This window comes from Hydrogenibacillus schlegelii (assembly GCF_001653195.1).
In the GTDB taxonomy this organism is placed as follows: Bacteria; Bacillota; Bacilli; order Thermicanales; family DSM-22653; genus Hydrogenibacillus; species Hydrogenibacillus schlegelii.
The window spans coordinates 61,311-82,080 of record NZ_JXBB01000003.1; the positions used below are offsets into that span (position 1 = coordinate 61,311).

Here is a 20,770-nt window from a genome sequence, read left to right on the forward strand (position 1 = left end):
TTCTATCCCTCCGGACCTCTCTTTACAGTCTCCGGTTCGAACGCTATAGTATGTGAGGATTGTTCGTCCACTCTGTCGGGCGGCCGCCAAAATAACCCGTTCGGAGCGGGGCACACACTAAACGGGACATCCGGGTGAGGGGGGTCGGCGGTGCCGGAGGCGGAGCGGCCCAAAAGCTGTATCGAATACCGGGACATGTGGCGGCGGCAGAAGGCCCCGACCCGGGCCGAGCAGCTCCACTTTGCCGGCGTCGATGACCGGGACGTCTATAACATCACGGCGCCGTTCCTCGACCGCGGCCGCTGGGTGATCGCCGGGAGGGTGGAGCGGCGGGAAAGCGAGCATTCGGAAACCTACTTTTTCGTTCAATCGGGAGACCGCTGGGAGCCGCTTCGGGAGGCGCCGGTGCTCCCGCTCCAGGATCCGTTCGTCACGCGCATCGCGGACGAGCTTGTCTTCGGCGGCGTCGAAACGTTCATCCATCCCCGGGGGACGCCGCCTCGATTTCTCTGGTGGCGGACGATCCTCTTTCGCGGGCGGGACGTCGGGGATCTCCGGCCGTTTTTCGTCGGCCCGGACGGCATGAAGGACATCCGCCTCGTCGAGCTCGCCGACGGCACCGTCGGCGTTTTCACCCGGCCGCAGGGAAAAAAGGGCGGTCGGGGCAAGATCGGCTTCACCCGGGTGGCGTCGCTGGAGGCGCTGACCCTTGAGGCGATCGAAGAGGCGCCGCTCCTCGAAGGGATGTTCCTCGACGACGAATGGGGCGGGGTCAACGCCGCCTATCTCCTTCCGGACGGGACGCTCGGCGTTCTCGGCCACATCGCCTGCTTCGATCCGGACGGGCGGCGAAACTACTACGCCCTCGTCTTCCGCTTCGATCCCGAGACCCGGCGCTACTGGGACGTCCGGGTGATCGCGGAGCGGGAAAATTTTCTTCCGGGGCCGGCCAAGCGGGACGATCTCACCAACGTCGTCTTTCCGGGCGGGCTCGTCCGCCGGCCGGACGGATGGGCGGAGCTTTACGCCGGCGTGAGCGACGTCGGAGCGCAGAAGCTCATCCTTCCGGACCCGTTTGCCGCTCCGGCTTCGTCCTCGGCCGGCGACGGGCCGGATCGCCGCTCGATGGCCGGCGACGTTCGGGAGGCATGAATGCAGTAAATGCATTACCGGGTCACGCACTCCGAAGAAGGGCGGTGAGGGCGACCGGTGGACGTTTCGCTTTTTGACTATGCGCTTCCGGAAGAACTCATCGCTCAGCGGCCCCTCGAACGGCGGGATGCGTCCCGGTTGATGGTTCTCGACCGCTTCCGGCGGACGATCGAGCACCGGCAATTCGACGCGCTTCCGGATCTCCTCCGACGGGGGGACGTCCTCGTCTTGAACGACTCTCGCGTCATCCCGGCGCGGCTTTTCGGCGAAAAACCGGAAACCGGCGCCCATGTGGAAGTCCTCCTCTTGCATCCGACGACCGACGGGCCGGACGTCTGGGCGACCCTCGTCCGGCCGGCGCGCCGGGCGCGGGTGGGGACGGCGATCGTTTTCGGGCGGGACGGTCGGCGGGGCGCGGCGGCCGGCGGTCAACGGGAAGGCCGGGCCGGCGAAGGCGGGACGGCCCGCTCCGACGAACCGTCTTCCGCCGCCGGGGAGGATCGGGGCGACGGTGTGGGCGAGGCGCCGGGGCGGGAGGAGGGGCCGCTATGGGCCGAGGTCGTCCGAGAAGGGGAAGAAGGGGTGCGCTTTCTCCGCTTCCGCTACCGGGGGACCTTTGAGGCGGTCCTTCAGGCCCTCGGCGAGATGCCCCTTCCGCCGTACATCCGGGAGCGGCTCGACGATCCGGAACGCTATCAGACGGTCTTCGCCCGGGAGCCGGGATCGGTCGCGGCGCCGACGGCCGGCCTTCATTTTACGCCGGAGCTGATCGACCGGCTGCGGGCCGCCGGCATCGAAACGGTCTTCGTGACGCTCCATGTCGGCCTCGGGACGTTCCGGCCGGTGACGGCGGCGTCGGTGGAGGCCCACCGGATGCACAGCGAATTTTTTCGCGTCTCTCCGGAGGCGGCGGAGGCGCTGAACCGGTTTCGGAACGAGGGGCGGCGGATCATCGCCGTCGGCACGACCGCCGTCCGGGCGCTCGAGTCGGCGGCGGACGAAGGGGGGCGCCTCCGCGCCCGAGAAGGCTGGACGGATCTTTTTATCGTGCCGGGATACCGCTTTCGGGCGGTGGACGGGCTCATCACGAATTTTCACCTGCCGCGCTCGACGCTCCTCATGCTCGTCGCCGCGTTTGCCGGCCGGGCGTTCATCCTCGAAGCGTACCAAGAAGCGATCCGGAAGCGCTACCGGTTTTACAGTTTCGGCGATGCCATGCTCATCCTTTGAGCGGGAAGGAGCCCATCGCCGGAGGAGTGACCGCGGCTTGGCGATCCATTTTGAGCTCATCTATGAGGATCCGAAGACCGGCGCCCGCCTCGGACGGCTTTCGACGCCCCACGGGACGATCGAAACGCCGGCCTTCATGCCCGTCGGAACCCTGGGGACGGTCAAGGCGATGACGCCGGAGGAACTGGAAGCGCTCGGCGCCCAGATCGTCCTCGCCAACACTTACCATCTCTGGCTCCGCCCGGGGGAAGACGTCGTCCGGGAGGCCGGCGGGCTCCATCGCTTCATGCACTGGTCGCGGCCGATCCTCACCGACAGCGGCGGCTTTCAGGTTTTCAGCCTGAAGGAGCGGCGGCGGATCGAAGAGGAAGGCGTCTACTTCGCCTCCCACCTCGACGGCCGACCGCTTTTTCTCTCGCCGGAAAAGTCGATCGCGATCCAGAACGCACTCGGAGCGGACATCATCATGGCCTTCGACGAGTGCCCGCCGTACCCGGCCGACCGCGCCTACGTCGAAGCGTCCCTCGAGCGGACGCTCCGTTGGGCGGAGCGGAGCCTCCGCGCCCATCGCCGGCCGAAGGAACAGTCCCTCTTCGGCATCATCCAGGGCGGAACGTTCCCGGACCTTCGCCGGCGGGCGGCGAAGGCCGTCGTCTCCCTTGACTTTCCGGGCTACGCTGTGGGAGGATTAAGCGTAGGGGAACCGAAGCCGGTCATGTATGCCATGCTCGAGGAGACGGTTCCGCTCCTCCCCCGAACGAAGCCCCGTTACCTCATGGGCGTCGGCTCGCCCGACGCGCTGATCGAAGGGGTGATGCGGGGGATCGACCTCTTCGACAGCGTTCTCCCGACCCGGATCGCCCGAAACGGCGCCCTCATGACGTCCGGCGGGCGGCTCGTCATCCGGAACGAGGCGTACGCGCGGGATTTTTCGCCTCTCGACCCGGCGTGCGACTGCTACGCCTGCCGCCATTATACCCGGGCGTACGTCCGGCATCTCCTCAAAAGCGACGAGATCCTCGGCCTCCGCCTGACGACCATCCACAACCTCGCCTTCCTCCTGCGCTTCATGGCCGACGTCCGCCGGCACATCCGGGCCGGGACGCTCCTCGAGTTTCGGGACGCGTTTTACGAGGCGTACTACGGCCGGATGCCCGCACATCGCGGGTTTTAAACGCGGGTTTTGACGGAAAAACAGGGACTCCGGCCGCCGGCCTCCTTCGGCCGCCGGCCGAAACCCTGTCGCCGAAAGGGGTCGAACGGATGCTTGCGCCAAACGCGCCGCTTTTTCTGGCCCAGGCCGGTGCCCAGCCCGCCGAGGTGAATCCGTACGCTCAGTATCTGAACTTTATCATCCTGGCGGTCATGTTTCTTTTGTTTTACTTGATCCTCATCCGGCCGCAACAAAAGCGCCAGAAAGAGCGAAACCGCATGCTCGCCTCCTTGAGCCGCGGCGATAAAGTCATCACGATCGGCGGCCTGCACGGAACGGTCGATCAGCTCACCGACGAGACCGTCGTCCTCCGAGTCGGGGATGGCGTCCGGCTCACCTTCGACCGGCAGGCGATCAGCACCGTCATCAAGGACAAAAAGTGATCGCAAAAAAGCGGCGGCCTACGGCCGCCGTGCGACGCCGAGCATCCCCCCGGCGGTGGCGAAGAAAAGCCCGAGGCCGGCGAAGAGGAGCCCTTTGGAACCCGGCAGGGCGTCGTAGGCGAGAAAGCCGATGATGCCGAGCCCAAGGGCGTAGAGAAGACCGAGGACGAGGCCGTGCATCCATCCCCGGCGACCGGCGGCCGCGCCGACGATCCATCCGCCGACGACGAGGGCCACGAGGTGAAGCCCGTAGACGACCGGGAGCGCGTGCCGCTCGGAAAACGGCCCGAAGGCGATGAGAGCGGTCAGGGTGATCGTGCCGGCGACCACGATCGCCGCCATGACGCCGAGGGCCCGGGCGTACGTGGTAAGGAGCGATCGTTCCATCTTATCCCCTCCCGACACCATCGTATGCCGCCGGCCGGCCCGTCCAGAACTTGACGGCCGTCCCGCCGCATAGCCCGCCTGTTCGCCCCGGACACTAAGGGCGAGCATCGGCGGAAGGGGTCGGATGATGCAGGAGTTGTGGGTCATGCTCTCCCGCACGCTCATCCTCTACGGCTTCATCCTCGTCACCCTCCGGGTGATGGGCAAGCGGGAGATCGGGAAGCTCACGGTCTTCGACCTCGTCGTGTCGATCATCATCGCCGAGATCGCCGCCTTTACGATCGACGACACGAAGATGCCCCTCTACAAGGGCCTGCTTCCGATCGCCCTCCTCGCGGCGGTGCAGATCGCCTTTTCGTACCTGTCCTTAAAAAGCCGCCGCTTCCGGGAACTCATCGACGGGAAGCCGAGCCTCATCATCGAAAAAGGCAAGATCCGCGACGCCGAGATGCGCCGCCATCGCTACAACATCGACGACCTCCTGATGCAGCTCCGGGAGAAGGACATCGCCGACCTCGGCGAGGTCGAGTTCGCCTTTCTCGAGCCGACGGGGAAGCTGTCGGTGATCAAAAAGCGATCGAAGCAGCCGGTGACGAACGAAGACCTCGGTCGGAACGTCCCGTCGGACGGCCTGATGCTCCCCCTCATCATCGACGGCGAGATCCTTCAGGACAACCTCCGGCGCCTCGGCAAGGACGAGTGGTGGCTGAAGATGCAGCTTCGTTCTCACGGGTCGGCGGACGTCAAGGACGTCCTGTTCGCCGGCGCGGACGAGGCGGGGCGCTTTTTCGTCGACTACCGGGACGAGGTCGACCCGCCGGATTCGGAAAACGGGGCGGCGAAGCCGGAGGCGCTCCGCTAAAGCTTCATCTCCCTTCGGGCCCTGTCCGGCGGGCGTCCACACGGTGCCGGTTTTTGGCCGGGTGCCGGGCGTCAGCGCTTCGCCGGACCCTTCCCGGGAGCGGGGCGTCTTTCACCCTTCCCGCGAAGCGACGAAGCGGCGGGCTTTCCGGCCGTGGCTCGACCGTCGGACCGGCGGGGCCGGCCGCCGATCGCCGGACGGCCCTAGCCCGCTTTTCGGCCGGTGAAGGCGGCGGCGAGCCGCCGGACGTCGTCCGGTCCGACGCCGCCGGACGGCCAGAGGAAGGCCCCGTAGAGAACGAAGCCGCCGAACGAGGCGGCGAGAAAGGCGGCCGGCGCGCCGAGGCCGGCGAGGGCCGGGTAAAGGAAGGCCCGGGCGATGAGAAAGGCCGCTCCGGCGGCGAGAAGCGCCGGCACGAGGTCCCGCCCTTTCGGCCCCCAGCCGATCCGGCGCCGGAGCTGCCCGGCGTGAAGGAGCGTCACGAGGGCGAGGCTTCCGTTGAGCGCCCAGGCGACGCCGAGGACGCCGAGCTCCGGCTGGCGGGCAAGGGCGGCGATGAGGAGGAGCTTCGCCGTCGCCCCGGCGACGGTATGCCAGAAGGTAAGGCGCATCCAGCCGAGGCCTTGGAGCGCGGCGCCGAGGGGCCCCTGGAAGTAGAGAAACGGTGCAAACGGCGCGAGCACGGAAAGGAGCGGGGCGACGTCTTCCGCCCCGAACAGAAGGCCGGAGAGCGGTTCGGCGAAGAGGAAGACGAAGGCGGCGGTCGGAAAGGCGATGAGCGCCGTCATCCGAGCCGACTGATCGAGGCGGCGGTGGATGGCCGCCGGCTTTTTTTGCTCCCGAAGGGCGCTGATGGCAGGGATTAAGGACGTCGACAGCGAATACGTCAGCGTCGTCGGAAAGTAGAGGACAAAGATGGCGAGCCCGCTCAGCATGCCGTAGGCGCGGCTCGCCGCTTCCGGTTCCATGCCGGCCGCCCGAAAACTGTGGGCGACGAACCCCGGCTCCAGGGCGTACGCCAGCGCTCCGACGAGGCCGGACAGGCCGACGGGATAGGCGATCCGCCACAGGTGGAAAAAGGCCGAGCCGTCCGCCGGCGGGCCATTTGCCGGCCGCTCGGGACGCCCCGCGGGCCGTTCGGGAGGCCTCGCCGGCCGTTTCGGCCGCCGGCCGAGGGGCGTGAGGCGAAGCCGCCAAAGAAGCGGCCCGAGGCCGGCGATCTCCCCGAGAGCGATGCTTACGGCCAGGCCGAACGCCGCCGCCTCGGCGCCGTACGGCAGAAACGCCGCCGAAAGGACGAGGGCGAGGGCGACGCGGACGACCGTTTCGACGACGGCTCCGACCGCCGGCGGCCGCATGTCGCCCAGGCCCTGAAACAGCGCTCGGAAGATGGTGGCGGCGGCGATGATCGGCACCGCCGGGGCAAGCCCCCAGAGGGGCCAGGCGAGGCGCGGGTCGAGGTAGATCCGCGCCGCGAGGACCGGCGCGAGTCCGGCGAGCCCGAGGGCGAGCAGGACGGCCACGGAAAGGGAAAACCCGAGCGCCGCTCGGATGAGGCGAGGGACCGCTTCCGGCCGTCCCGCCGCCATCGCCTCGGCGACGCGGCCGGAGACGGCGACGTGCATGCCGAAGCGGGCCACCGTCGCGAGAAAGACGAGGACCGGGTAGGCGAGCTGATAGAGGCCGAGGACGTCCATGCCGACCGTTCGGGGGAGGACGACCTTCGGCACCACGCCGAGGAGTCGGGCGATGACGGCGGCTGCGGCAAGGGTGAGGGTGCCGGCGAGAAACGACTGCATGCGCCTGCTCCTTCATGTCCGTTTCGTCCCTTCATGCATATGTCCCGGAATCGCCATCCATGCGCCCCGTCCAAAGCGGGCGTTCCGTCCAAAGGCCGCTTCAGCGCCCCGTCGTTCGGGCCGGGAATCCGGGGGCAAGGATCGCCCCGATGGGCCGCGACCCGAGGGCCTCCGCCCCCGGCGCGGGAAGGGTCGGGGACGGGGGACGCAGGTCGTCCCGATTGCCATGTCGTCCGAGCCGGCGCGATTCCGCGTCCGTCTTCGATTCCTCGGCACCCGCCCGCCTCATGCCGTCGAACGGGCCGGCGATGGTCGAACCGGACGAAACGGGGGGATGGGGATTGACGTTTGACCTCGAAGGGGCGATCCGGGCGCTGGAGGCGCGAAGCGGCCGGGCCGTCGCCCCGAGAACGATGCCGCCGGAGGCGCTTCCGCCGGAGCGGGCCCTCGCCGCGCCTTCGGCAGCGGAAGCCGCGGCCGTGGAGGGGGCCGCGCCGCCGCCCGGGAAGGCCGGGGCGCCGTCGGAAGGCCCCTTGCCGGGGCGGGACGGCGCGCTTCCGGCGGAGGCGCCGGATGCGGTCTTCGTCCGGGCGTTCGGCCCGGAGACGGCGGCCATGTTGAAGGCGCTTTGCGCTTCCAAGGCGGAAGAATTTCGGCTGCTCGGCTACGCCGGCGTTCGGGCCGAAGACCTCTGGTCCTACTTTCTCGGCCGCTACCGCCGTGAAGTGCCGCCCCTTTATCGCGTCGTCGGAGACATCCTCGGCCTTCGGCCGAACGCCTTCATGACCGCGGCGGTCCGGGAAGCGTGGCGCGGTCGCTAGACGAAAAAAGCGGGGCGCCCCCGCCGGATGGGCGCTCCGAAGAAAGCGCCCAAGTCGGACGAAAGCGGCCGCCCGACTTGTCCCATCCGCCGCGGCTTACTATAATAAGAACGTATTTTCACGGCGCCGCCGGGCGGCGGAGGCGGACCGGCTCCGCTTTTGCCCCGGGGCACCGCCGGCGCCGGTCGAGGCACCGGCGCCCCGATTCCGCCCGTCCGGCGAAAGGAGATCGGAGCCCATCGATGCGACAGCTCGTCCAGTTTGCGCTGATCGTCGCCGCCCTTTTCGTCCTCATCGGCACGACCTTCTGGCCCCTCGCCCGGGGAATCACCCTCGGCCTCGATCTGCAGGGGGGGTTTGAGCTTCTCTACAAGATCGAGCCCCACGGCGGCGGCCCGGTGACGACCGATCTCCTCCGGCAGACGGAGACGGTTCTCGCCAACCGGATCAACGTCCTCGGCGTCGCCGAGCCGCTCATCGAGCCGGAACCGCCGGACCGGATCCGCATCCAGCTCCCCGGCGTGACGAACGTCGACGAAGCCCGGCAGATGCTCGCCGCCGAGGCGCACCTCGCGTTTCGCCACCTCGTTCTGGACGACAAAGGGAACGTCGTCGAAGAAAGCCCGGACCTTCTCACCGGCGCCGACCTCAAGGAGGGCGCGGCCAGGGTGGTCTTCTCCGACCGGACGACCGCGCCGATGGTTTCCCTCACGGTCAAAGATCCGAAAAAACTCGAAGCGATCACCCGGTCGATCCCCCATGGCGATCCCAAGCACCGGCTGGCGATCTTCCTCGACGATCGCCTCATCTCGGCGCCGACGGTGAACGCCACGATCACAAACGGCCAGGCGGTGATCGAGGGGATGGCCGACGTCGAGGAAGCCCGCCGGCTTGCCGGGCTTTTGAACGCCGGGGCGCTCCCGGTGAAGCTCGTCGAGCTTTCTTACGCGTCGGTGAGCCCGACCCTCGGCCAGGCGGCCCTTTTCAGGGGGATCGAAGCCGGCGTGGCGGCGCTTCTTTTTATCGCCGTCTTCATGCTCGCCGTCTACCGGCTGCCGGGGTTCGTCGCCGTCGTCACGCTCTTCGCCTACGTCTACCTCGTCTTTTTCTTTCTCTGGGGCATCCGGGTGACGCTCACGCTCCCGGGGATCGCCGCCCTCATCCTCGGCATGGGCATGGCCGTCGACGCGAACATCATCACCGACGAGCGGATCAAAGACGAACTGCGGAGCGGCAAGTCGATCCCGTCGGCGGTGAAGGCGGGCTCCCGCCGAAGCCTCATGACGATCCTCGATGCCCACGTGACGACCCTCATCGCCGGCATCGTGCTCTTTATCATGGGCGGGGCGAGCGCCATCCGGGGCTTTGCCGTCATCCACATCCTGAGCACGGTGCTCAACCTGATCACGAACGTCGGGCTGGCGCGCCTCCTTCTCCACCTGCTCGTCCGAAGCGGCCGCTTTGACCGGCCGGCGTTCTTTGGCGTCCGGGAGCGTGAGATCCGTGCCGCGTGAACCGTTTTACACCCGCTTCGACTTCGTCGGTCGGCGGCGCCTTTTTTTCCTTCTGTCCCTGGCGCTTCTTCTCATCGGCCTCGTCTCGCTCGCCGTCCGGGGGCTCAACCTCGGCGTCGACTTCACGAGCGGGACCCGCGTCGAGGCGAAGGTCGGCAAGGCCTTCTCCGACGAGGAAATCCACGCCCTCTTCCGAGAAAAGGGTCTGGCGGAGCCGTCCCAGATCGCCCGGACGGGAAGCGGCGCCGACACGACCCTCGTCCTCCGCTTCAAGGGAGCCCTCACCCAGGCGGAAGAGACGGCGGTGCGGCAGGCGATCGAGGCCCACTTCGGGGAAACGGTCCAGTTTACGGTGAGCAAGATCGATCCGATCGTCGGCCGGGAGCTTGCGAAAAAGGCGGCGTATACGCTCCTCATCGCCGCCCTCGGCATCGTCGTCTACATGACCGTTCGTTTCGAATATCGGATGGCCGTCTCGGCGATCGTGAGCATCTTGAACGTCGTCGTGACGCTCATCGGGATCATCGCCTTTTTGCAGATCGAGGTCGACGTGACGTTCGTCACGGCGCTCCTGACGATCGTCGGCTATTCGATCAACGACACGGTGATCATCTTCGACCGCATCCGGGAAAACGTCCGGCAGCGGAACATCCGGCGGCAGGAAGACGTCGAGGCGGTCGTCAACGACAGCATCCGGCAGGTGTTCGTCCGTTCGGTGAACACGGTGGCGACGGTGCTGTTTGCGGCGCTGGCGCTCCTTTTTCTGGGCGGTGAGGGGCTGTTTTTGTTTTCGCTGACGCTTTCCATCGGTCTCGTCCTCGGCGCCTACTCGTCGATCTTCACCGCTGCCCAGCTTTGGGTCGAGTGGCGGGAATGGGACCTCCGCCGGAAAAAGGCCACCGCTTCGGGCGCCTGAGGCGCTCGCCGGCGGGCGGCGGCGCACGGCGTACGGAAAGGAGCGACGGAGGTGGACTTCGACTTCAAGCGGCTGATCCGGGTCATTCCGGATTTTCCTCAGCCGGGCATCCTGTTTAAGGACATCACGACGCTCTTAAAAGACGGCCGGGCGTTCCGGGCGGCGATCGACGCCCTCGTCGAGGCCGTCCGGCCGCTTCGGCCGGAGGTGATCGTCGGGCCGGAGGCCCGGGGGTTTGCCATCGGAGCGCCGATCGCTTACGCCCTCGGCGTCGGTTTCGTGCCGGTGCGAAAGCCCGGAAAGCTTCCGGCGGAGACGGTGAGCGTGACGTACGAGAAGGAATACGGCCCGGACGATCTCGCCGTCCACCGGGACGCATTCCCGCCCGGGACGCGGGTGCTCGTTGCGGACGACCTCCTCGCCACCGGCGGGACGATCGGCGCCACCGTCGAGCTCGTCCACAGGCTCGACGGCGAGGTGGTCGGGGCGGTGTTTTTGATCGAGCTGACGTATCTCGGCGGCCGGGCGGCTCTGGAGCAAAAAATCGCCCCGGCGCCGATCGTCACGCTGATCCGGTTTTGAGCGTTTTTCGACGAATCGTTCGAATCGATCGGCCGAACGGGGGCGTCCGCGGTACGGCGGCACTCCGGTCGGCAGCCGGCGGCCGTTTCTCCCGGCCGCTTTTTGCGTTATAATGTTGTGAAAGCCGGTGGACAAAAGCCGGAGGGAGGTGAGGTCCGTGGCCGAAACCGCCGTGGTGAGCCCGTTCGAATCGCTGGCGGCGAAGCTCGGGTACCTGTCGGAGGCGGACCGGGCGCGGGTGCGCGAGGCGTACGGATTTGCCGCCCGGCACCACGACGGACAGTACCGCATCTCCGGCGATCCGTACATCACCCACCCGGTGGCGGTGGCGGAGATCCTCGCCGAGCTCCGGATGGATGCGACGGTTCTCATCGCCGCCCTCCTGCACGACATCGTCGAAGACACCGCCGTGACGCTCGAGGACGTCCGAGCGGCGTTCGGCGATGAGGTCGCCTCCCTCGTCGACGGCGTGACCAAGCTTCGGCGGATCCAGTTTCAGTCCAAAGAAGAGCAGCAGGCGGAAAACTACCGCAAGATGCTCCTTGCGATGGCCCGGGATATCCGGGTCATCCTGATCAAGCTCGCCGACCGGCTGCACAACATGCGGACGCTCAAGTTCCGCTCGGAGGAAGACCAGCGGCGGATCGCCGAAGAGACGCTCGATATCTACGCCCCGATCGCCCACCGCCTCGGCATTTCGAAGATCAAGTGGGAGCTTGAGGACATCGCCCTCCGCTTCTTGAACCCGCAGCAATACTACCGCATCGTCCACCTGATGAAAAAAAAGCGGGCCGAGCGGGAGGCGTACATCAACAAGGTCATCGAGACGCTCCGGGCGAAGCTCGACGAGATGGGCCTCCGGGCGGAGGTGACCGGCCGGCCGAAGCACATCTACAGCATCTACCGGAAGATGCGGGATCAGCACAAGTCGTTCGACGAGATTTACGACCTCCTCGCCGTCCGGGTCATCGTCGACAGCGTCCGGGACTGCTACAGCGTCCTCGGTATTGTCCACACCCTCTGGAAGCCGATGCCGGGCCGCTTCAAGGACTACATCGCCATGCCGAAGGCGAACCTGTACCAGTCGCTCCACACGACGGTCATCGGCCCGGAAGGCGAGCCGCTCGAAGTGCAGATCCGCACCCGGGAGATGCACTACACGGCCGAGTACGGGATCGCCGCCCACTGGGCCTACAAAGAGGGGAAGTCGGCGAAAAACGCCGCCGAAGAAGCGAAGCGCATCCGCTTCATCCGGCAGCTCCTCGAGTACCAGCAGGACGCCTCGAGCGCCAAAGAGTTCGTCGAGTCGCTCAAGATGGACCTGTTTTCCGACGTCGTCTTCGTCTTTACGCCGAAAGGCGACGTCATCGAGCTTCCGGCCGGAGCGGTGCCGCTCGATTTTGCCTACCGGATTCACACCGAGATCGGCAACCGGACCGTCGGCGCCAAAGTCAACGGCAAGATCGTTCCCCTCGATCACCCGCTGAAGACGGGGGACATCGTCGAGATCCTCACCTCCAAGCATTCGTACGGACCGAGCCTCGACTGGCTCAAGATCGCCAAGACGCAGCACGCCCGGAACAAGATCCGGGCGTGGTTCAAAAAAGAGCGCCGGGAGGAGATGATCCTTCGGGGCCGCGAGCTTCTGGAGCAGGAGGCCCGCCGGCACGGCCTTTCGCCGAAAGAGGCGTTCAAGGACGCCTATCTCAAGGACGTCCTCGGCCGGTTCAACGTTCAGTCGTTCGACGAGCTCCTCGTCGCCGTCGGCTTCGGCGCCTTGTCGCCGGGGCAGGTGATGGGCCGCTTCCTCGAGCTCTACCGGAAGGAGCACGCCGAGGCGACACCTCCGCCGGCGCCGGCCCCCCTCAAGACGCGGTCGACCCGACAGGGCGTCCGCGTCGCCGGGATGGACAACGTGCTCGTCCGCCTGTCCCGATGCTGCAGCCCGGTGCCGGGCGATGCCATCGTCGGCTTCATCACCCGGGGCCGGGGCGTGTCGATCCACCGGACGGATTGCCCGAACGTTGCCCGGGAAGACCCGGCGCGGCTCGTCCCGGCGGAGTGGGCGCCGGATCCGGAGGCGACCTTTCCGGTCGAGATCGAGGTGCTGGCGATGGACCGCCAGGGGCTTTTGAACGACGTCCTGCAGGCGGTCAACGAGACGAAGACGAACCTGACGAAAGTCACCGGCCGGGCGGACCGGAACCGGCTGGCCCGGATCACGATGACCCTCGCCATCCGGAACCTCGAACACCTGCAACGGGTCGTCGAACGCATCAAGCGGGTCCAGGACGTCCACTCCGTCCGGCGGGTGCTCGAGCCGTAGCGTCGTCGGAGCGACGGGGACGGCGTGTCGTGGATCGCCGGGAAAATCGTCGGGACGGCGGCGCGGCGGGTGGTGCCGAGAACGTCGTCCAGGGAACGAAAGCGGCGGGGATCGCCGAGAAAGCCGCCGGCCCGACGGAGGCGGCGTGTTTTGCCGAAAAAGCGAGGAGGCGGTGCGGTGCGGATCGTGCTGCAGCGGGTGCACCGGGCTCGGGTGACGGTGGACGGCGAGGTCGTCGGCGCCATCGGGCCCGGCGCCGTCCTTCTGGTCGGCTTTACCGCCGGCGACGACGAGGCCACTTGCAGGAAAATGGCGGCGAAGATCGCCGACCTCCGGATTTTTCCCGACGAGGCAGGGAAGATGAACGTCAGCCTCCGGGACGCCGGCGGGGGGGTTCTGTCGGTGTCGCAGTTCACCCTCTACGGCGACGTCCGGCGAGGGCGGCGGCCGAGCTTTTCCGCTGCCCTCGAGGCGGAGGCCGCCCGGGCGCTCTATGAAGCGTTCAACCGCGCCCTCACCGGGCACGGCCTCGAGGTCGCCACCGGCCGCTTCGGCGCCCATATGACCGTCGAACTCGTGAACGACGGCCCGGTGACGCTCATTCTCGATTCGGCGGAGCTCTTTTGAAGGAACTTTCAATTCGGGTCGACGCCGAAGCTTCCCTGAGCAGCGGTCCGGTCGCCGGCGACGCCGAAAAATGCGCGCCGTCCTCAGCGGACGGCGCGCGTTCCTTTTTGGGCCGTTTGTTGGGTGCTGAAGTAGCGGACGAGCCCTTCGACGACTCCCTCCGCTTCCCGGTCGATCATGGCCGGGCTTTTCAAGACGGCGACTTCGGCGGCGTTTGAGATGAAGCCGAATTCGATGAGGGCGCTCGGCCGCGGATTTTCCCGCAGCACGTAATAGTTGCCGTACCGGGCGCCGAGGTCGGCGAGACCCGTCTTCGCCACGAGGGCCGCCTGGATCGCCTGCGCGAGGGCCTGATCGCGATGGTAGAAGGTGATCGTCCCCCGCATCGCCGGCGACGGGTGGGTGTTGTGGTGCAGGCTTAAGAAGACGTCGGCGCCGGCGGTCACCGCCCGGGCGACGCGGTCCTGAAGCGACACCGTCCGGTCGTCCCGGCGGGTGAGGATGACCGTCGCTCCTTCGGCGATGAGCTTCTCCTCCAGCCGGAGGGCGACGGCGAGGTTGAGCGCCTTTTCCTTCGTCCCGTCGATGCCGGTCGCCCCGTCGTCGATGCCGCCGTGGCCGGGGTCGAGGACGATCGTCCTGCCGAGGAGCCGGCCGCCGGTCACCCGGTCGATGACGCCATCCTTTGAGACGACCCAGGCGGCGACGTAGGCGATGCTCCCGTCGTCGAGGCGGACGGCGTACCAGTCGCCGATCCCTTCGACGATCGGGTAGCGCTCGCCGAGGCGGGCGACGCGGACGATGTCGGCGGTGAGGCTCGGCGCCTTTCGGATGTTCGTCCCGTCGGCGACGATGACGACGGTGCCGCGATCCGACGCCTCCTCCGCCGGCGCGACGAGCCAGCCGGCCACCCAGCCCTCCGTCCCGTCGTCCAGGGCGATCTTCACCCAGTCGCCTTCCCGGGCGATGACGCGGCCGGTCGTCCCCCGGAGGAGCTTGCCGATGACGTTCGCGTCGAGCGTCGGTCCGTTCCGGAAGTTGGCGACGTCGGTGTCGATCCGGACGCGCGCCGGCTGGGGGGCGGTGCCGCCGGCCGCCCTCGACGGGGGGGCGCCGGGCCCTGCGGCGGTATTCTCTCTGGCCGCCTGGGCGGTTGAGCCTTCGGCCGGCACGACGACCGAAAGCCAGCCCGCCACCCAGCCGGTCCGGCCGTCGGACAGGCGGATCTTGCGCCAGTCGCCGGCGGTGTCGAGGAGGGGGTAGCGGGTGCCGGGCTGGATGCGGCCGATGACCGGCCGGTCGGTGCCGGGGCCGCTCCGAACGTTCAGGTCCCGAACCGCCGCCTCGACGAAAGCGTCCGCCTTTTCCGCGGCGTAGGCGATGCCGCCGGCGGCGGGGGCCGGCCGGGTGAGCCAGCCGGCGACCCAGCCGCTTTTCCCGGGCCGGTAGGCGATCCGGATCCAGTCGCCCTTCCGTTCGAGGACGGCGTACCGCTCGCCCCGGCGGACCTGGGCGACAATGGCGGTGTTCGTCCCGGGGCCCTTCCGGACGTTGACCACGTCGCCGGCGATGATCACCGCTTCCGCTTCCGCCCGGCTTTCTTCCGCCCGCCCGGCGACGAGGAGCGCGAACGCCCCGAGGAGGATCAGGGCGGCGGGGAGGAAGGCGCCGGTGGGCCGTCGGAACCATGCCCGCAGTGCGTCCATCGAGCCTCAACCTCTCGTCTGGGCTCATGAGCTTGTACGCCGCCGGCGGAGGCGCGTTGCGGGCAGGAATACGGCAAAAAATGCCTGGCTTTGGGCTTGTTTTCCGGTCGGACAAGCGCTATACTGAAGCCAGACCCTACATATGGTGTTTGAACAGGAGTTATACCGCATATGTATGGGCATTGGCGCACGGGTGAAGCGTCCCCGAATCGGCCGCCGGGGGAGCCGCCGAAGCGGTCGACCGCCGCGGCCGGGCGCCGCGCGGCCGTGCGGCGCCCGGTGAACGCTTGGGGACAGCGTGAAAACGGACCGTGAAAAGGACGCCGAACCGTTGAGGGGCAAAAGATAAGCGTCCGAATGATCGGAAGCGGACGAAATGATCGATATCTCCGGATCACCGGATCGGGCAGGAGGCGATCGGGATGCAGAAGACGGCGACAGGCGTTCGCCTTGACCCGCTGGCGTTCGTCGAGGCGGAGATGGAGGCGGTGCTCCCGCTTTTTTCGGAGCTCGAGGCGGAGCGCGTCGAGCGCTTCCGCGGCCGCGTCCGGCGCTACGTCGAGGAGGCGCTGGCGGATCCTGAGCTTCGGGAGAGCCTCACGGAATCGGCGCTCGTCGACCTCCTCGTCCGGAACAGCCTGGACGAAGTCTCCGTCGCCTCCCCCCGCTGGACGTACGTGGCGGCGCGGTTTTACCTCCGCCGGCTCTACCGGGAGGCGGCGGCCAATCGGGGGTATGTCCTCGATCCGGCGCACCCGTACGGGGATTTCGTCGCCCTTCTCCGGCATCTTCACGCCGAGGGCGTCTATTCCGACCACCTTCTCGTCGCCTACACCGAGGACGAGCTCCGGGCGGCGGCCCGGATGATCGTCCCGGAGCGGGACCACCTGTTCAACCTGCCGGGACTTTTGACCCTTGCGACCCGCTACCTCGCCCGGGACAAGCAGCGCCGGACGTTCGAGCTCCCTCAGGAGCGCTTCCTCGTCATCGCCCTCTACCTCATGCAAAAGGAAGAGCGGTCGAAGCGGCTCGCCCTCGTCGAGGAGGCGTACTGGGCGCTGTCGAACCTCTACATGACGGTGGCGACGCCGACGTTTGCCAACGCCGGCAAGGCGTGGGGTCAGCTTTCGAGCTGCTTCATCGACGTTGTCGACGACTCCCTCCGGGGCATCTACGACTCCAACACCGACGTCGCCCTCCTCTCGAAGGCCGGCGGCGGCATCGGCGTCTACCTCGGCAAGCTCCGCCCCCGCGGGAGCATGATCAAAGGCATCCAAGGGCTCTCTTCCGGCATCGTCCCGTGGGCCCGTCAGCTCAACAACACGGCGATCTCCGTCGATCAGCTCGGCCAGCGGCAGGGTGCGATCGCCATCTACCTCGACGTCTGGCACAAGGACATTCTCGAGTTTCTCGACCTTAAGCTCAACCACGGCGACGAGCGCCTGCGGACCCACGACCTTTTCACCGGCGTCGTCATCCCCGACCTCTTCATGGAAAAGGTCGAGGCGCGGGAAGACTGGTACCTGTTTGATCCGCACGAGGTGCGGATGAAGAAGGGCTGGTCGTTGGAAGACTTTTACGACGAAGAGGTCGGCCGGGGTTCCTTCCGGGAAAAATACCAGGAGCTCGTCGACGACCCGAACATCTCCAAGAAGATCGTCCCGGCGATCGAGATCATGAAGCGCATCATGCGATCGCAGCTCGAAACCGGCGTGCCGTACATGATGTACCGGGATACGGCCAACCGGATGAACCCGAACAAGCACGCCGGGGTGATCTACGCGTCCAACCTCTGCACGGAGATCCTGCAGAACAACTCGGCGACGACCGTCGTCGAGGAGTACCTGGAAGAAGACGGCACGATCGTCACCAAGAAAAAGCCCGGGGATTTCGTCGTCTGCAACCTGTCGTCGATCAACCTCGCGCGGGCGGTGCCGGATGGCGTTCTCGAGCGGCTCATCCCGATCCAGGTGCGGATGCTCGACAACGTCATCGACCTGAACAAGCTCGAAGTCCTGCAGGCGCAGGTGACGAACCAGAAGTACCGGGCCATCGGCCTCGGCACGTACGGCTGGCACCATCTGCTCGCCTTAAAGCGCATCCGCTGGGAGAGCGACGAGGCCGTCCGCTACGCGGACGAGCTGTACGAAAAGATCGCCTACCTCACGATCAAGGCGTCGAACGAACTCGCCAAGGAAAAAGGCCCGTATCCGCTCTTCCCGGGCTCGGAGTGGGAAAGCGGTCTTTACTTCGAGCGGCGGGGCTACACGAGCCCCGAGTGGCAGGCCCTCAAGGAAGACGTCCGGCGTTACGGCGTCCGGAACGGCTACATGATGGCCATCGCCCCGAACGGGACGACGGCGATCGTCGGCGGCTCGACGCCGTCCATCGATCCGATCTACCGGAAAGAGTACGTCGAGGAGAAAAACACCTACCGCATCCCGATCGTCGCGCCGGACATCGAGCAGGGCCTGATGTGGTACTACAAGAGCGCCCACGAGATCGACCAGCACTGGACGATCCGGCAGCAGGCCGCCCGGAGCCGGCACATCGACCAAGGGGCGAGCCTCAACCTCTACGTGAAAAACACGATCAAGGCCAAAGAACTTCTCGACCTGCACCTCGCCGCCTGGAGAAGCGGGGTCAAGACGACGTATTACGTCCGCTCGACGTCCGTCGAAGTGGAAGAATGCGAGGTGTGCCAGTCGTGATCGTGCCGGTCTTTTACACGAGCTTAAGCGGCAATACCGAGGAGGCGGCGCACCTCGTCGCCGAGGCGGTCGGCGGCACGCCGGTGGACGTCGCCGGCGATCCGGCGGCCCTCGAGGCCGTCCTCTCCACCCTCGCCGCCGGGGAGGCGCCGGTCGCCTTCTTCGGCACCTATACCTGGGGCGACGGGGAGCTTCCCGAGGCGATGCGCCGTTTTCTCCGGCGCCTCCTCATCGACGAGGCAGACCGGTACCGGCCCCTTCCGCCGGCGGCGGTCTTCGGTACCGGCGATTCCATCTTCCCCCGTTTCTGCCGGGCGGTCGATGCCGTCCGCTACCACCTCGAACGCCGCGGCGTCCGGGTCGTCGCCGAGGGGATGAAGCTCGAGCAGTCGCCCCACGGCCTTGGCCAAGCGCCGAAGCTCGTCGCCTGGGCCCGGGACGCCTACCGGGCGGCAACCGGCCGCCTGCCGGCGCCGGTTCGACCCGTGCGGGCGTAGCGGCCTGGATCGGCTCGCAGCCGTGGCGTCCCCGCGCCCGTTTTCCTGCCCGTTTCCGACCGGAACGGCGTTCCGATGACCGAAGGAGGGAAGCGGCCGTGACCGTTGAGCGACCACTGACGAAAATTCGCCTGCTTTCCCCCGGCCGCCCGAACCGCGCCACCGCCATTGTGGGCGGGGAGGCGAGCGGCATCGTCAACTGGAACGACATCCGCTACCCGCAGTTTTACGACGTCTACAAGACGCTCCTTCGCAACTTCTGGATTCCCGACGAAATCCCGATGACGAAGGACGTCAAGGAGTGGGGGACGCTTTCCGCCAGAGAGCAGGAAGCGTACCTCCGAACGATCGGGCTTCTTTCGAACCTCGATTCCGTTCAGACACGCTTCATTCTGGAAGCGGCCCTGTTCGTCTCCGATCCGTCGGTGCATGCCATCCTCTCCATCATCGCCCAGCAGGAGGCCGTGCACAATCAGAGCTATTCCTACGTCCTCTCTTCGATCGTCCCGCTGGACGTGCAGAACAGGACGTTTACCCGGGCGCACGAAGACCCGGCGGTCATCGCCCGAAATGCCTTCATCGTCGACCTGTACGAAAACTTCCGCAACGAGCGGACCGCTCTCGCCCTCGCGAAAAGTCTCGTCGCCTCGATCATCCTCGAAGGGCTCAACTTCTACTCGGGTTTTGCCTTCTTCTACAACCTCGCCCGCAACCAGAAGATGCTCGGCACCTCGACGATGATCAGCTACATCCAGCGCGACGAGATGCAGCACAGCTATTTCATCTCGCTCCTTTTGCGGGCGATTCTTACGGAAAACCCCGAGCTCGATCGAAACGGGGAGTTCACCGAATTCACCCTGCAGACGATCGGCAAAGCCGTCGAGCTCGAATCGAACTGGACGCGCGAAGTGTTAAAAGGTCTCCCCGGCATTGATCTCGAAGAGATGCTGGGCTACGTCAAATACCTCGCCAACAAGCGCCTGTCCATGCTCGGTCTTCCCGACCTCTACCCCGGCTATACGGAAAACGTCATGCCCTGGATCCGCGCCTACAGCGATGAGAACCTCAACAACATCAAGACCGATTTCTTTGAGCAAAAAGCCCGTGCCTACAGCAAAGTCACCGACGACAACGGCTTTGACGAACTTTGACCTCCTCCCCGGAATGAATTCCGGGGATTCCCACGGGGAGGTTAGCGCTTGCTCGGCCTCATGCCTTTCAGCTTCGGCCTCATCGCAGCGCCATCTGGGCCGGGTCATCGGCCCGCCCCGGCTGCGTTCCGCCGAAAGGCGTTACCGCACCGGGCGGCGGCCCTCGAACGGCGGCTTACGCCGCCTCGGCCAGGCCGCTAATCGCGAGGCTGATATTCCAGGCGCCGACGGCATCCGCGTGTCCGCGGTAGCCGCACTTCCGGCACCGGAACCGGATGCCGTTTCGGTTCTCTTTTGCGCAGTGCCCGCACCGCGGGCACGCCCGGCTGGTATCCTTCGGGTTCACCCATTCGACGCGGATACCGGCGAGGCCCGCCTTGTAGGCGATAAACTGCTGAAGCCGGTAGAAAGACCAGGAATGAAGCGATCGCCCGAAGTCGCGCTTCCGGGTTTTCCGCCGGCGAATGCCTTCCAGCTTCTCCATCCGGATGATGCCCACGCCACGGGCGAGGCACCAAACCACGATGGCCCGGCTGATCTTGTGGTCCTGGTCTTTCATCCAGCGGGCTTCTTTGTCCTTCATCTTACGGATGGCTTTGATGGCTTTGGCCTTCCCCATCCGCTTACGGAGAGCGTGGTAGCGTCGTCGGATGTAGGCTGCTTGGTTGCCGTGGAAAAACAGTGTCTCACCTTCGCAATTGACCACGGCCAAGTAGCGAAGGCCCATGTCGATCCCGGCGATTTTGTCCGCGGGAAGGGTCTTCACCTCCTCGACGGGCAGCGTGACCGAAAGGGCGAGGAACCACCGCCCGCGCTTTTCGTACAGCTTCGCCGCGCCCTGCCTCACGTCCCGGCCGAGGCGTTCAAGGAGGGCGGCCTGCTTACGGGTTACC

Annotated in this window: 18 protein-coding genes; 14 read left to right on the forward strand and 4 right to left on the reverse strand. The window is 66.7% G+C overall.

Annotation, left to right across the window (positions count from 1 at the left end):
- Positions 1–195: 195 nt before the first annotated feature.
- The 4 genes from SA87_RS02245 (at position 196) to yajC (ending at position 3,978) form a co-directional block, all read left to right on the forward strand.
- Positions 196–1,152, forward strand: a complete 957-nt coding sequence (locus tag SA87_RS02245; protein ID WP_082718323.1) for a DUF1861 family protein — start codon at positions 196–198, stop codon at positions 1,150–1,152.
- Positions 1,153–1,209: 57 nt separating this feature from the next.
- Positions 1,210–2,382: a tRNA preQ1(34) S-adenosylmethionine ribosyltransferase-isomerase QueA gene (gene queA / locus SA87_RS02250; protein ID WP_066198546.1), complete on the forward strand. Its 1,173-nt coding sequence runs from the start codon at positions 1,210–1,212 to the stop codon at positions 2,380–2,382.
- Positions 2,363–3,556 (forward strand): tRNA guanosine(34) transglycosylase Tgt, encoded by a 1,194-nt coding sequence (gene tgt, locus SA87_RS02255; RefSeq protein WP_082718318.1) that lies wholly within the window; start codon positions 2,363–2,365, stop codon positions 3,554–3,556. The genes queA and tgt overlap by 20 nt, the downstream gene beginning before the upstream one ends.
- A gap of 89 nt (positions 3,557–3,645) precedes the next feature.
- A complete protein-coding gene (gene yajC / locus SA87_RS02260; RefSeq protein ID WP_082718317.1) occupies positions 3,646–3,978 on the forward strand; it encodes a preprotein translocase subunit YajC in 333 nt (110 codons plus the stop codon).
- A gap of 18 nt (positions 3,979–3,996) precedes the next feature.
- Here yajC and SA87_RS02265 read toward each other — a convergent pair whose 3' ends face one another.
- Complete coding sequence (locus SA87_RS02265) at positions 3,997–4,365, reverse strand: TIGR04086 family membrane protein (RefSeq protein ID WP_066198554.1); 369 nt, start codon at positions 4,363–4,365, stop codon at positions 3,997–3,999.
- 127 nt (positions 4,366–4,492) lie between these two features.
- Here SA87_RS02265 and SA87_RS02270 point away from each other — a divergent pair, with 127 nt between their 5' ends.
- A complete protein-coding gene (locus tag SA87_RS02270) occupies positions 4,493–5,227 on the forward strand; it encodes a YetF domain-containing protein (RefSeq protein WP_066198557.1) in 735 nt (244 codons plus the stop codon).
- Between the two features lie 203 nt (positions 5,228–5,430).
- Here SA87_RS02270 and SA87_RS02280 read toward each other — a convergent pair whose 3' ends face one another.
- Complete coding sequence (locus SA87_RS02280; RefSeq protein ID WP_066198563.1) at positions 5,431–7,026, reverse strand: oligosaccharide flippase family protein; 1,596 nt, start codon at positions 7,024–7,026, stop codon at positions 5,431–5,433.
- Between the two features lie 287 nt (positions 7,027–7,313).
- Here SA87_RS02280 and SA87_RS13855 point away from each other — a divergent pair, with 287 nt between their 5' ends.
- From SA87_RS13855 to dtd, 6 genes are all read left to right on the forward strand, one after another.
- Positions 7,314–7,847, forward strand: a complete 534-nt coding sequence (locus tag SA87_RS13855) for a post-transcriptional regulator (protein ID WP_245637606.1) — start codon at positions 7,314–7,316, stop codon at positions 7,845–7,847.
- Between the two features lie 242 nt (positions 7,848–8,089).
- Positions 8,090–9,361, forward strand: a complete 1,272-nt coding sequence (gene secD / locus SA87_RS12490; RefSeq protein ID WP_066442051.1) for a protein translocase subunit SecD — start codon at positions 8,090–8,092, stop codon at positions 9,359–9,361.
- On the forward strand, positions 9,342–10,277 hold the full coding sequence (gene secF / locus SA87_RS12495) for a protein translocase subunit SecF (RefSeq protein WP_169816885.1): 936 nt from the start codon (positions 9,342–9,344) through the stop codon (positions 10,275–10,277). Before secD ends, secF begins: the two co-directional genes overlap by 20 nt.
- A gap of 51 nt (positions 10,278–10,328) precedes the next feature.
- Positions 10,329–10,859, forward strand: coding sequence for an adenine phosphoribosyltransferase (locus tag SA87_RS02295; RefSeq protein WP_066198569.1), 531 nt, complete (start codon positions 10,329–10,331; stop codon positions 10,857–10,859).
- A gap of 157 nt (positions 10,860–11,016) precedes the next feature.
- The gene (locus SA87_RS02300; protein ID WP_211258098.1) at positions 11,017–13,185 is read left to right on the forward strand and encodes a RelA/SpoT family protein; all 2,169 of its coding nucleotides are present in this window, start codon (positions 11,017–11,019) and stop codon (positions 13,183–13,185) included.
- Positions 13,186–13,362: 177 nt separating this feature from the next.
- Entirely contained in the window at positions 13,363–13,812 is a 450-nt protein-coding gene (gene dtd, locus SA87_RS02305) for a D-aminoacyl-tRNA deacylase (protein WP_066198615.1), read from the forward strand.
- An 83-nt stretch (positions 13,813–13,895) separates the two neighbouring features.
- Here dtd and SA87_RS02310 read toward each other — a convergent pair whose 3' ends face one another.
- Complete coding sequence (locus SA87_RS02310; protein WP_066198571.1) at positions 13,896–15,518, reverse strand: N-acetylmuramoyl-L-alanine amidase family protein; 1,623 nt, start codon at positions 15,516–15,518, stop codon at positions 13,896–13,898.
- 422 nt (positions 15,519–15,940) lie between these two features.
- On the opposite strand from SA87_RS02310, the gene SA87_RS02315 reads away from it, so the two are divergent.
- From SA87_RS02315 to SA87_RS02325, 3 genes are all read left to right on the forward strand, one after another.
- Positions 15,941–18,229 (forward strand): ribonucleoside-diphosphate reductase subunit alpha, encoded by a 2,289-nt coding sequence (locus SA87_RS02315; RefSeq protein ID WP_066198577.1) that lies wholly within the window; start codon positions 15,941–15,943, stop codon positions 18,227–18,229.
- Positions 18,226–18,726 carry a flavodoxin domain-containing protein gene (locus tag SA87_RS02320; protein ID WP_066198580.1) on the forward strand — a complete coding sequence of 167 codons (501 nt, stop codon included), beginning with the start codon at positions 18,226–18,228 and terminating at the stop codon, positions 18,724–18,726. Before SA87_RS02315 ends, SA87_RS02320 begins: the two co-directional genes overlap by 4 nt.
- A 98-nt stretch (positions 18,727–18,824) precedes the next feature.
- Positions 18,825–19,877 (forward strand): ribonucleotide-diphosphate reductase subunit beta, encoded by a 1,053-nt coding sequence (locus SA87_RS02325; RefSeq protein ID WP_066198583.1) that lies wholly within the window; start codon positions 18,825–18,827, stop codon positions 19,875–19,877.
- A gap of 175 nt (positions 19,878–20,052) precedes the next feature.
- Here the strand turns inward: SA87_RS02325 and SA87_RS02330 are convergent.
- On the reverse strand, positions 20,053–20,770 hold a 718-nt coding region (locus SA87_RS02330; protein ID WP_066198585.1), incomplete at its 5' end, for an RNA-guided endonuclease TnpB family protein.